This is a genomic window from Streptomyces sp. IBSNAI002, assembly GCF_052244475.1.
In the GTDB taxonomy this organism is placed as follows: domain Bacteria; phylum Actinomycetota; class Actinomycetes; order Streptomycetales; family Streptomycetaceae; genus Streptomyces.
In genome coordinates, this window is sequence record NZ_JBQPXG010000002.1 from 3,281,581 (window position 1) to 3,293,091 (window position 11,511).

10 protein-coding genes are annotated in these 11,511 nt (G+C 72.9%); 7 read left to right on the forward strand and 3 right to left on the reverse strand.

From position 1 onward, the window contains the following. Positions 1–6 precede the first annotated feature (6 nt). Positions 7–885 carry an acyl-CoA thioesterase II gene (gene tesB, locus ACTVZO_RS15805; RefSeq protein ID WP_443298991.1) on the forward strand — a complete coding sequence of 293 codons (879 nt, stop codon included), beginning with the start codon at positions 7–9 and terminating at the stop codon, positions 883–885. A gap of 31 nt (positions 886–916) precedes the next feature. On the opposite strand, the gene ACTVZO_RS15810 is transcribed toward tesB, so the two are convergent. From ACTVZO_RS15810 to ACTVZO_RS15820, 3 genes are all read right to left on the reverse strand, one after another. Continuing rightward, the gene (locus ACTVZO_RS15810; RefSeq protein WP_443298992.1) at positions 917–1,732 is read right to left on the reverse strand and encodes a DUF4253 domain-containing protein; all 816 of its coding nucleotides are present in this window, start codon (positions 1,730–1,732) and stop codon (positions 917–919) included. Between the two features lie 110 nt (positions 1,733–1,842). Beyond that, complete coding sequence (locus ACTVZO_RS15815; protein WP_443298993.1) at positions 1,843–2,655, reverse strand: phosphatase; 813 nt, start codon at positions 2,653–2,655, stop codon at positions 1,843–1,845. Positions 2,656–2,711: 56 nt separating this feature from the next. After that, positions 2,712–3,290 (reverse strand): SACE_7040 family transcriptional regulator, encoded by a 579-nt coding sequence (locus ACTVZO_RS15820; RefSeq protein WP_443298994.1) that lies wholly within the window; start codon positions 3,288–3,290, stop codon positions 2,712–2,714. 99 nt (positions 3,291–3,389) lie between these two features. Between ACTVZO_RS15820 and ACTVZO_RS15825 the strand changes: the two genes are divergently transcribed. From ACTVZO_RS15825 to ACTVZO_RS15850, 6 genes are all read left to right on the forward strand, one after another. After that, entirely contained in the window at positions 3,390–5,006 is a 1,617-nt protein-coding gene (locus ACTVZO_RS15825) for a carboxyl transferase domain-containing protein (RefSeq protein ID WP_443298995.1), read from the forward strand. A gap of 16 nt (positions 5,007–5,022) precedes the next feature. Further along, positions 5,023–7,179 carry an acetyl-CoA carboxylase biotin carboxylase subunit gene (locus tag ACTVZO_RS15830; RefSeq protein WP_443298996.1) on the forward strand — a complete coding sequence of 719 codons (2,157 nt, stop codon included), beginning with the start codon at positions 5,023–5,025 and terminating at the stop codon, positions 7,177–7,179. An 11-nt stretch (positions 7,180–7,190) separates the two neighbouring features. Beyond that, entirely contained in the window at positions 7,191–8,108 is a 918-nt protein-coding gene (locus tag ACTVZO_RS15835; protein WP_443303188.1) for a hydroxymethylglutaryl-CoA lyase, read from the forward strand. Positions 8,109–8,115: 7 nt separating this feature from the next. Beyond that, positions 8,116–9,276 carry an acyl-CoA dehydrogenase family protein gene (locus tag ACTVZO_RS15840; protein ID WP_443298997.1) on the forward strand — a complete coding sequence of 387 codons (1,161 nt, stop codon included), beginning with the start codon at positions 8,116–8,118 and terminating at the stop codon, positions 9,274–9,276. Positions 9,277–9,428: 152 nt separating this feature from the next. Then, the gene (locus tag ACTVZO_RS15845; protein ID WP_443298998.1) at positions 9,429–10,466 is read left to right on the forward strand and encodes an ABC transporter substrate-binding protein; all 1,038 of its coding nucleotides are present in this window, start codon (positions 9,429–9,431) and stop codon (positions 10,464–10,466) included. Between the two features lie 41 nt (positions 10,467–10,507). Beyond that, on the forward strand, positions 10,508–11,407 hold the full coding sequence (locus ACTVZO_RS15850) for a siderophore-interacting protein (RefSeq protein WP_443298999.1): 900 nt from the start codon (positions 10,508–10,510) through the stop codon (positions 11,405–11,407). Positions 11,408–11,511 lie beyond the last annotated feature (104 nt).

Genomic DNA, 11,511 nt, shown 5'->3' on the forward strand with positions numbered 1-11,511 from the left:
TCCCCCATGAACGAGGCACTGACGACGCTCCTCGATCTGCTCGACCTCGAGCAGATCGAGGAGAACATCTTCCGCGGCACCAGCCGTTCGGCGGTGGTACCGCGGGTCTTCGGCGGCCAGGTCGCGGCCCAGGCGCTGGTCGCGGCCGGCCGCACCGTGCCCGAGGACCGCACCGCGCACTCGTTGCACTCGTACTTCCTGCGCGCCGGGGATCCCGGCGCGCCCATCGTCTACTCGGTGGACCGGATCCGCGACGGGCGCTCCTTCACCACGCGCCGGGTGGTCGCCGTCCAGCACGGCCAGCCGGTCTTCCACCTCTCGGCGTCCTTCCAGACGCACGAGGAGGGCCTGGACCACCAGGCCGCCATGCCCTCCGCGCCCGACCCGGAGACGCTGCCGACCGCGGCCGAGTCACTGCCCGCGTACCGGGAGATCTTCCGCGACCCCGGCACGGTGGAGCGGCTGATCGAGGCGCGCGGCGCGGTGGACCTGCGGTACGCCACGACCCCTCCCTGGGGCAGCGTCGGCGAGCCGGTGGAGCCGCGCTCCCAGGTGTGGTTCCGTACGGCCGGCAAGCTGGAGAGCGACGACTCCCTGCTGCACACCTGCCTGGCCACGTACGTCTCCGACATGACCCTGCTGGACTCGGTGCTGCTCGCGCACGGGCGCGGCGGGTGGGCGGTCGGCGATGTGGTCGGCGCCTCGCTGGACCACGCGATGTGGTTCCACCGGCCGTTCCGCGCGGACGAGTGGCTGCTGTACGACCAGGAGTCCCCGTCGGCGGCGGCCGGCCGGGGTCTGGGCCAGGCCCGCATCTGGACCCAGGACGGCCGGCTGGCCGTGACCGTCATCCAGGAGGGTGTCGTACGCGTTCCGCGCGCATGACCGCCGGCGCCCCGGCTCCGGAAGGCACGGTCTAGTCCCACCAGAACGACCAGTGCACCGCGCCGACCAGGGCCTCCCGGGCGTAGTCGCGGACCGTGCCGGAGCCCTGCCGGACGTTGTCCGGGCAGAACGCGAAGTGCTCGGCCGCCAGCGGCAGGGCCTCGGCGAGAGTGCGGGCCGGAGCGGGGACGTACAGGTCGAGGGTGGCGAAACCGAGGGCCAGGACCCGGACGCCGTAGCGGTCCTCCCAGGAGCGCAGGACGGCGCTGATCCGGCCCGTGTCGTTCTCGTGGTTGACCGGACCGGCCCAGCCGATCGCGGCCGGGATGTCGGCGCCGCGCCCGGCCGGGACCAGGGCCAGGCGGGGGCGGCCGAGCGTGCCGTCGCGGATCAGCTGCCGGGCGAGCGCGTCGGCGCCCGCGCCGGGGTCCGCCTCCCGGGGGTGGGCCGCCGCGGCGAGCCCCGGCCAGGTGCGGCCGAAGGGGGCGATCAGGTCCTCGCCCTCCGGGCCCTCCTCCGGGTCCGGGACCACGGCCTCCCAGAACTCCCGGAGCACCGGCTGGACCCGGTGGCCGCCGGGGCCGGACACCTGCCCCGGCCGCAGGAACTCCGGGGTGTCCCACCAGTCCGCGGGCCCGTGCCGGTCGTGGAGCAGTACGGTCCGCAGCCCGGGCGGCGCCGGGTACGCGGCGGCAGGGGCGTCGACCGGCCCGTCGGAGAGCCACAGCACCGGCTCCTGCCGGATCCGCCCGAGCCGCCTGCGCCGGGCGTCCCGGGTGACGAGCCGGCCGGGCGGAAGCCCCCGGAAGGCGTCCGGCGCCGACAGGGGGTGCGGGGTGTCCGTCATGGCCGCGAGCCTAGGGGGTCTCTGACGGGTGTCCGTGGGGAAGGAGCGGCGTCGCGACGCCGCGGACACCCGTCAGACACCCCCTGGGTCCGGCCACGGACGGCCCGGCGTCAGCCGTCCAGCAGCCCGGCGACGGACAGCAGGTAGGCGGTCATCGGGTCGTAGAAACGCGGGTCGCGGACGTGGTCGTCCAGCGGGACCGCCACCTGGAGGGTCCCCTCGGCCTCGCCGAGGAAGAGCGCCGGGTCGTTGCAGTCCGCGTACCCCACCGCGTCCAGTCCGCGCTGCGCCGCGCAGCCCGCCCAGCCGTGGTCGGCGACGACCAGGTCCGGCTGCGGCCGGCCGGCCGCAGCGAGCCCGTCCAGGATCGCGGCCATCGGCTCCGGCGAGTGGGTGTGCCACAGCGTCGCGCCCCGCTCCAGTACGGCGACGTCCGCGAACTGCCACACCGAGCCCTCGTCGGCGGTCAGCCCGGCCGGGATCACCACGATCTCGCAGCCCGCCGCCCGCAGGGCCGCCGCCGTGGCCCGGTGGACGTCCAGCAGCCCGCCCGGGTGCCCGGTGGCCAGCAGCACGCTCTGCCGGTCCAGCGCGGCCTTGCGCAGCCGGGCCGCCAGCCGGTCCAGGCCGGCCACGGTCAGCTCGGGGTCGATGGTGTCCTGGCCGAAGCGGTGCGCCGGGTCGTCCACGACCCCGCAGCGCTCCGCCATCACGGCGAGCACGTCCTGCTCGTCGCTCCAGCGGTCGCCCAGCTCCAGCCCGAGCCAGTAGTGCCGGTCACCGTTGGCGAGCTTGCGGTAGTGGGAGAGGTTGTTCTCGCGCGGCGTGGCTACCTGTCCCGCGATGCGCGTGCGGACCAGGTGGTCGACGAGTTCGGCGCGGCTGGGCGGGGGCGTCTCTATCGGCTTCGGCATGCGGCCCATTCTGCCGCCGCCCGGCCGCAGGCGCCGTGCCCATTCCGACCGGTGGACGCGCCGGTTCACACCGTCAGAGCCCCGAACGCCCCGTGCGCGAGCCGCCGGAGCAGGGATTCCGTGGCCTCCCGCCCGAGGGCCGCCAGGTGCGGGGTGGAGTTCAGCAGGCCGAAGACCGCGTGCACGGAGACGCGTACCTCCGCCTCGCCCACCTCCGGGTGCAGTTCCCGTACGACGTCCACCCACAGCTCCACGTACTGGCGCTGGAGCTGCCGGACGAGTTTGCGGTCGGCGTCGCGCAGCCGGTCGAGCTCGCGGTCGTGCAGGGTGATCAGCGCCCGGTCGTCGAGGGCGAAGTCGATGTGCCCGTCGATGAGCGAGGACAGGACCAGCGCGGGATCGCCCGCGGCCTCCTCCACCCGGCGCCGGCCGCCGGTCAGCAGCCGTTCGCTGATGCCGACCAGCAGCTCGGCCAGCATGGCGTCCTTGCCCGCGAAGTGGCGGTAGAGGCCGGGGCCGCTGATGCCGACCGCGGCCCCTATCTCGTCGACCCCGACGCCGTGGAATCCGCGCGCGGCGAAGAGGCGGGCGGCTTCGCCGAGGATCTGCTCGCGACGTGTCGGGGCGGCGGCACTGGTGCTCATGGGAAACCATTCTAGACAGGGCCGTTAGCGCTCGTTAACCTAGGCGGCACATGCGTTAACGCTCATTAACAGCGTGCACCGAGCAAGGGAGCTCGACCGATGCAGCAGGCACCAGTGCTGACGAGCGCCGCGGACCCGGCGTCCGAGGCCTGGCGGACCAACGAGGCCGCCCACCGCGAGCTCACCGAAGGCCTGCGGGCCCGGCTCGACGCGGCGCGGCTCGGCGGCGGCGAGAAGGCCCGCGCCCGCCACACCGCCCGCGGGAAGCTCCTCCCCCGCGACCGGGTGGACGCCCTCCTGGACCCCGGGTCCCCCTTCCTGGAGCTGGCCCCGCTGGCCGCCGAGGGCATGTACGGGGGCGCGGCCCCCGCCGCCGGGGTCATCGCGGGCATCGGACGGGTCAGCGGACGCGAGTGCGTGATCGTCGCGAACGACGCCACCGTCAAGGGCGGCACGTACTACCCGATGACCGTCAAGAAGCACCTGCGCGCCCAGGAGGTGGCACTGGAGAACCGTCTCCCCTGCCTCTACCTGGTCGACTCGGGCGGCGCCTTCCTGCCGATGCAGGACGAGGTCTTCCCCGACCGGGAGCACTTCGGCCGCATCTTCTACAACCAGGCGCGCATGTCGGGCGCCGGCATCCCGCAGATCGCCGCCGTCCTCGGCTCCTGCACGGCGGGCGGCGCGTACGTCCCGGCCATGAGCGACGAGGCCGTCATCGTCCGCAACCAGGGCACGATCTTCCTCGGCGGCCCGCCGCTGGTGAAGGCCGCCACCGGTGAGGTGGTCACGGCCGAGGAGCTCGGCGGCGGCGAGGTCCACTCCCGCGTCTCCGGCGTGACCGACCACCTCGCGGAGGACGACGCGCACGCGCTGCGGATCGTACGGAACATCGTGGCGACCCTGCCCGGGCGCGGGGCCCTGCCCTGGTCGGTGGAGGCTCCCGAGGAGCCCAAGGTGGACCCGTACGGGCTGTACGGCGCGGTCCCGGTCGACTCCCGCACCCCGTACGACGCCCGCGAGATCATCGCGCGGATCACGGACGGCTCCCGCTTCCAGGAGTTCAAGTCCGAGTTCGGCCAGACGCTGGTCACCGGCTTCGCGCGGATCCACGGCCACCCGGTCGGGATCATCGCGAACAACGGCATCCTGTTCGCCGAGTCCGCCCAGAAGGGCGCGCACTTCATCGAGCTGTGCGACCAGCGCGGCATCCCGCTCCTCTTCCTCCAGAACATCTCCGGCTTCATGGTCGGCCGCGACTACGAGGCGGGCGGCATCGCCAAGCACGGCGCCAAGATGGTGACGGCCGTGGCCTGCGCCCGGGTCCCGAAGCTGACGGTGGTGGTCGGCGGCTCGTACGGCGCCGGCAACTACTCGATGTGCGGGCGGGCGTACTCGCCCCGCTTCCTGTGGATGTGGCCCAACGCCAAGATCTCCGTGATGGGCGGCGAGCAGGCGGCCTCGGTGCTGGCCACGGTCAAGCGGGACCAGATCGAGGGCGCCGGCCAGGAGTGGCCGGCCGAGGACGAGGAGGCCTTCAGGGCCCCGGTCCGCGCCCAGTACGAGGAGCAGGGCAACGCCTACTACGCCACGGCGCGGCTGTGGGACGACGGGGTCATCGACCCCATGGAGACCCGGCAGGTGCTGGGACTGGCCCTGACCGCGTGCGCGAACGCCCCGCTGGGCGACTCGGGCTTCGGCATCTTCCGTATGTGACGTGAGGACCTCACTGATGTTCAGCACTGTTCTGGTCGCGAACCGCGGCGAGATCGCGGTCCGGGTCATCCGCACCCTGCGCGAGCTCGGCATCCGCTCCGTGGCCGTCTTCAGCGACGCGGACGCGGACGCCCGCCACGTCCGGGAGGCCGACACGGCCGTCCGGATCGGTCCGGCGGCGGCCGCCGAGAGCTACCTGTCGGTGGAGCGGCTGCTGGATGCCGCGCGGCGGACGGGCGCCGAGGCGGTCCACCCGGGCTACGGCTTCCTCGCGGAGAACGCGGCCTTCGCGGAGGCGTGCGCGGAGGCCGGTCTCGGCTTCATCGGGCCCCCGGCCTCGGCGATCTCCCTGATGGGCGACAAGATCCGGGCGAAGGAGACGGTGCGCGCCGCAGGCGTCCCGGTGGTCCCGGGCTCCTCGGGCAGCGGCCTGACCGACGCCGAACTGGTCGCCGCCGCCGAGGAGATCGGCATGCCCGTCCTGCTGAAGCCCTCGGCGGGCGGCGGCGGCAAGGGCATGCGGCTGGTGCGGGACGCGGCCGTGCTGGCCGAGGAGATCACGTCGGCCCGCCGCGAGGCCCGTTCCTCCTTCGGCGACGACACGCTCCTGGTCGAGCGGTGGGTCGACCGGCCCCGGCACATCGAGATCCAGGTCCTCGCCGACTCCCACGGGAACGTGGTCCACCTGGGCGAGCGCGAGTGCTCGCTCCAGCGGCGCCACCAGAAGGTGATCGAGGAGGCACCGTCGGTCCTGCTGGACGAGAAGACCCGGGCGGCGATGGGCGCGGCGGCGGTGGAGGCGGCGCGCTCGTGCGGGTACGTGGGCGCGGGCACGGTGGAGTTCATCGTCCCGGGCGGGGACCCGTCCTCCTACTACTTCATGGAGATGAACACCCGCCTCCAGGTCGAACACCCGGTGACGGAGCTGGTCACCGGCCTGGACCTGGTGGAGCAGCAGCTGCGGGTGGCGTCGGGCGGGGTCCTGCCCTTCACCCAGGACGAGATCCGGCTGACGGGCCACGCGATCGAGGCCCGGGTGTGCGCGGAGGACCCGGCGCGGGGGTTCCTGCCCTCCGGCGGTACGGTGCTGGCGCTGTCGGAGCCGTCGGGCGGTGCGGTGCGCACCGACTCCGGGCTGACGGCGGGTGTGCCGGTGGGCTCCACCTACGACCCGATGCTGTCGAAGGTCATCGTCCACGGCCCGGACCGCGCGACCGCGCTGCGGATGCTGCGGGCCGCGCTCGCGGACACGGTGATCCTGGGCGTCCAGACCAACGCCGGTTTCCTGCGGAGGCTGCTGGCGCACCCGGACGTGGTGTCCGGGGACCTGGACACGGGCCTGGTCGAGCGCGACCTCCCGACCCTGCTGCCGGAGGGCGTCCCTCCGGAGGTGTACGCGGCGGCTGCGCTGCTCAAGGCTTCTCTCCCCCACCCCGCCCCTTCCAGGACCCGGGGCTCCGCCCCGGACCCCGGTCCTCACACGCCGGACGGGCTGAACCGGTGGGTCGATCCCTTCGACGCCGCCGACGGCTGGCGCCTCGGCGGCACCTCGGCCTGGACGGTGCACCACTTCCGCCTGCCCGGCCAGGACCCGGTCACCGTCCGCACCCGCCTGCTCGGCGCCGAGCACGAGATCCTGCTGGACGCGGCCGACGGCGGCGTCGCACCGAACTCAGCCTCGCCGGGGGGTCCCCCCGGACGGAGTCTGGGGGAGATCGAGGCGCGGGGGCCCGGGGGCAGCGCCCCCGGCGTACCGGCCCGCAGCCGGATCGTCACCCGCACCCCCGACACCGTCACCGTCGAACTCGACGGCGTCACGCACCGCTTCAGCCACGCCGCCTCCCCGGAGGGGGTCTGGCTGGGCCGCGACGCGGACAGCTGGCACGTGCAGGCGTACGACCCCGTCGTGGCCCACCTCACCGGGGCCGGGCGCGGCGGCGCGGACACCCTCGCCGCCCCGATGCCCGGCACCGTCACGGTCGTCAAGGTGGCCGTCGGCGACAAGGTGGCCGCCGGCCAGAGCCTCCTCGTGGTCGAGGCCATGAAGATGGAGCACGTCATCTCCTCCCCGCACGCCGGGACCGTCACCGAACTCGACGTCACCCCCGGCGCCACCGTGGCCATGGACCAGGTCCTGGCCGTCGTCACCCCGGACGAGGAGGACGGCTCGTGAGCGGCCTGCCGATGACCGTCCCGGCGCCCGGCCTGCCGGCCCGGGTCAGGATCCACGAGGTCGGCGCCCGTGACGGCCTGCAGAACGAGAAGACGGCCGTCCCCACCGCCGTCAAGGCCGAGTTCATCCACCGGCTGGCCGCCGCCGGCCTCACCACGATCGAGGCGACCAGCTTCGTCCACCCGAAGTGGGTTCCGCAGCTCGCCGACGCCGAGGAGCTCTTCCCGCTGCTCGGCGACGTCGACGCCGCGCTGCCCGTGCTCGTGCCCAACGAACGCGGTCTGGAGCGGGCGCTGGCGCTCGGTGCCACCCGCATCGCCGTGTTCGGCTCGGCCACCGAGACCTTCGCCTCGCGCAACCTCAACCGGACCGTCGCCGAGTCCCTCGCCATGTTCGAGCCCGTCGTGGCCCGGGCCAAGGAGGGCCGGACGCACGTCCGCGGGTACCTGTCGATGTGCTTCGGCGACCCCTGGGAGGGGCCGGTGCCGGTCCACCAGGTGGTCCGCGTCGCCAAGGCCCTGCTCGACCTCGGCTGTGACGAGCTGAGCCTGGGCGACACCATCGGCGTGGCCACGCCCGGCCACGTCCAGGCCCTGCTGAGCGCGCTCAACGAGGAAGGCGTGCCCACCGACCGCATCGGCGTGCACTTCCACGACACCTACGGCCAGGCCCTGTCCAACACCCTCGCCGCGCTCCAGCACGGCGTGAGCACGGTCGACGCCTCCGCCGGCGGCCTCGGCGGATGCCCGTACGCCAAGAGCGCCACCGGGAACCTCGCCACCGAGGACCTGGTGTGGATGCTCGACGGCCTCGGCATCGAGACCGGAGTCGACCTGGCCGCCCTCACCGCCACGAGCGTGTGGATGGCCGAACGGCTGGGACGACCCAGCCCCTCCCGTACCGTCCGCGCCCTCTCCCACAAGGAGTAAGTGACTCATGTCCCTCGACCACCGGCTCGCCCCCGAGCACGAGGAACTCCGCCGCACCGTCGAGGCCTTCGCGCACGACGTGATCGCGCCGAAGATCGGCGACCTGTACGAGCGCCACGAGTTCCCGTACGAGATCGTCGCCGAGATGGGCCGCATGGGCCTGTTCGGCCTGCCCTTCCCCGAGGAGTACGGCGGCATGGGCGGGGACTACCTCGCCCTCGGCATCGCCCTGGAGGAGCTGGCCCGCGTCGACTCCTCCGTCGCCATCACCCTGGAGGCCGGGGTCTCCCTCGGCGCCATGCCCCTCTACCTCTTCGGGTCCGAGGAGCAGAAGCGGGAGTGGCTGCCGAGGATGTGCTCCGGGGAGGTGCTGGGCGCCTTCGGCCTGACCGAGCCGGGCGCGGGCAGCGACGCCGGCGGCACCCGCACCACGGCCGTCCGCGAGGGCGACGAGTGGGTCATCAACGGCTCGAAGTGCTTCATCACCAACTCCGGTACGGACATCACCGGGCTGGTCACCGTCACCGCCGTGACGGGCCGCAAGGCGGACGGCCGCCCGGAGATCTCCTCGATCATCGTCCCGTCCGGCACCCCCGGCTTCACCGTCGCCGCCCCGTACTCCAAGGTCGGCTGGAACGCCTCGGACACCCGCGAGCTGTCCTTCGACGGCGTACGGGTGCCGCTCGCCAACCTGGTCGGCGAAGAGGGCCGCGGCTACGCGCAGTTCCTGCGGATCCTCGACGAGGGCCGGATCGCCATCTCGGCGCTCGCGACGGGCCTGGCCCAGGGCTGTGTGGACGAGTCGGTGAAGTACGCGAAGGAGCGGCACGCCTTCGGCAAGGCGATCGGCGACAACCAGGCCATCCAGTTCAAGCTGGCGGACATGGAGACGCGCGCCCACATGGCCCGCATCGGCTGGCGCGACGCGGCGTCGCGGCTGGTCCGCGGTGAGCCGTTCAAGAAGGAGGCGGCGATCGCCAAGCTGTACTCCTCCACGGTGGCCGTGGACAACGCCCGGGACGCGACGCAGATCCACGGCGGCTACGGGTTCATGAACGAGTACCCGGTGGCGCGGATGTGGCGGGACTCGAAGATCCTGGAGATCGGCGAGGGCACCAGCGAGGTCCAGCGCATGCTCATCGCGCGCGAACTGGGCTTCTCCGCCTAGTCGCAGCACCGGACGCGGTACGGCGCGCGGCACGGCCGCGCGCCGGGGGTCCTAAAACTTAGGACCCCCTTACCGTTTTCGGCCAAGGTTAGGCTAACCTTCCCACCGAACGGCTCAGGCGCCGCCCGGCACGCACGAAAACGGACACCCACATGCCCAAGTCCCGCACCCTCTCCTTCACCCGCCGCGGTTTCATCGCGGCAGGCGGCGCCCTCGGCCTCGTCGCGGCTCTGGCCGCGTGCGGTGGCACCGATTCGGCGAAGGGCGACGGCGGCGCGGACAAGGGCGCCGCGGCGTCGGGCGCCTGGACCTTCAAGGACGACCTCGGCAAGGACGTCAGCACCAAGGCCAAGCCGAAGAACATCGTCGCCTTCACCGGCACCGCCGCCGCGCTGTACGACTACGGCGTCCCGGTCAAGGGCGTCTTCGGCCCGACCAAGACCGCCGACGGCAAGCCCGACGTCCAGGCCGGCTCGATGGACATCTCCAAGGTCGAGATCATCGGCAACGTCTACGACGAGTTCAACGTCGAGAAGTACGCGGCCCTCCAGCCCGACCTGCTCGTCACCAACACGTGGGACGGCAGCTACTGGTACGTGCCCGAGGCCTCCAAGGACAAGATCCTCCAGCTGGCCCCGGCCGCCGCGATCTCCGTGGGCGGCGACGCCACCCTGGACAAGGCCCTGGAGCGCACCGCCGAGCTCGCCAAGTCCCTCGGCGCCGACATGAACGACAAGAAGGCCGTCGACGCCAAGGCCCGCTTCGAGGCGGCCGCGGCGAAGGTCCGCGAGGCCACCAAGGCCAACCCGGGCATCAAGGTCCTCGTCGGCTCCGGCTCCGCCGACCTGTTCTACGTGTCCACCCCGGACACCTCGGCCGACCTGAAGTACTTCAAGACCCTGGGCGTCGAGTTCGTCACCCCGGAGAAGCTGGACGAGGGCGGCTTCTTCGAGAGCCTCAGCTGGGAGAACGCCGGCAAGTACAAGGCCGACGTCGTCTTCCTCGACAACCGCACCGGCACCCTGCAGCCGGAGGACCTGAAGGCGAAGGCCACCTGGGCCGAGCTGCCCGCCGTCAAGGCCGGCCAGATCACCCCGCGCGTCACCGAGCCGATCTACTCGTACGACAAGTGCGCCACGATCCTCGAGGACCTCGCGAAGGCCATCCAGAACGCCAAGAAGGTCGGCTGACCGCCCTTCCTTCCGGCTGAATCCCAGGGGGGACTCTCCGTATGACCGTCACCGCGTCCGACGTCCCGGCCGCTCTGCACTTCCGGTTCTTCGCGCTGGACGTGCTCCGCACGCGCCGCCTCGGACACTCTTTCCTCCGGGTGACGTTCGGCGGTGAGTCCCTCGCGGACTTCCGCTCGGGCGGCTTCGACCAGAGCCTGTCGCTCTTCCTGCCCCCGCCCGGCCGGGAGCACACCGTGCTCCCGTCCACGGACCAGGACACCTGGTTCGCCGCCTGGCGCGGGATGCCGGACGAGGACCGGCCGGTGATGCGCTCCTACACGGTGCGCGAGCAGCGCCGCACGGCCGAGGGCGTGGACGAGGTCGACATCGACTTCGTCCTGCACGGGGACTCGAGCCCCGCCTCCCACTGGGCGGGCCGCGCGGTGACCGGCCGCCGGATCCTGGCGATCGGCCCGGCCGTCGCCGAGAACAAGTCGGTACGGTTCCAGCCGCCGGCCGGGGCCGACGCGGTCTGGATGTACGGGGACGAGACCGCCCTGCCGGCCGCGGCCGCGATCCTGGACCGGCTGCCGGCCGGGACCCGGGTCCGGGCCTGGTTCGAGGTGCCGCACGAGGACGACCGGCTCGCACTGTCGACGCTCGCCGAGGCGGACATCACCTGGATCGTCCGCGAGGGCGACGGCCGGGAGCGCACCGGTCAGGTGCTGGACGCGCTGCGCGCGGCCGGCCCGCTCGCCGCCGAAGCCCCGTACGTATGGCTGGCGGGCGAGGCGGGCACGGTGCGCGCCACGCGCCGCCACTTCGTGCAGGAACGGTCCGTCGACCGCCGCTCGGTCCGCTTCACCGGCTACTGGCGGCTCGGCGCGAGCGAGGAGCAGCTCCTCGCCGAGGCATACGCGGGCAAGGCCCCGAGCGAGGACCCCGCGTCCGAGCTCTAGTCAGTTCCCACACACGGTACGGCAGTTGAGATGGGCCCTGGTTTTCAGCCAGGGCCCATCTTCATTTGGCCTATTCGCTTAGGTTAGGCTAACCTAAGACTCAC

Bases quoted from the DNA above. Each gene is read 5' to 3' on its own strand.
- tesB (WP_443298991.1), top strand. From the start codon at position 7: ATGAACGAGGCACTGACGACGCTCCTCGATCTGCTCGACCTCGAGCAG.
- ACTVZO_RS15810 (WP_443298992.1), bottom strand. From the start codon at position 1,732: ATGACGGACACCCCGCACCCCCTGTCGGCGCCGGACGCCTTCCGGGGG.
- ACTVZO_RS15815 (WP_443298993.1), bottom strand. From the start codon at position 2,655: ATGGGCCGCATGCCGAAGCCGATAGAGACGCCCCCGCCCAGCCGCGCC.
- ACTVZO_RS15820 (WP_443298994.1), bottom strand. From the start codon at position 3,290: ATGAGCACCAGTGCCGCCGCCCCGACACGTCGCGAGCAGATCCTCGGC.
- ACTVZO_RS15825 (WP_443298995.1), top strand. From the start codon at position 3,390: ATGCAGCAGGCACCAGTGCTGACGAGCGCCGCGGACCCGGCGTCCGAG.
- ACTVZO_RS15830 (WP_443298996.1), top strand. From the start codon at position 5,023: ATGTTCAGCACTGTTCTGGTCGCGAACCGCGGCGAGATCGCGGTCCGG.
- ACTVZO_RS15835 (WP_443303188.1), top strand. From the start codon at position 7,191: ATGACCGTCCCGGCGCCCGGCCTGCCGGCCCGGGTCAGGATCCACGAG.
- ACTVZO_RS15840 (WP_443298997.1), top strand. From the start codon at position 8,116: ATGTCCCTCGACCACCGGCTCGCCCCCGAGCACGAGGAACTCCGCCGC.
- ACTVZO_RS15845 (WP_443298998.1), top strand. From the start codon at position 9,429: ATGCCCAAGTCCCGCACCCTCTCCTTCACCCGCCGCGGTTTCATCGCG.
- ACTVZO_RS15850 (WP_443298999.1), top strand. From the start codon at position 10,508: ATGACCGTCACCGCGTCCGACGTCCCGGCCGCTCTGCACTTCCGGTTC.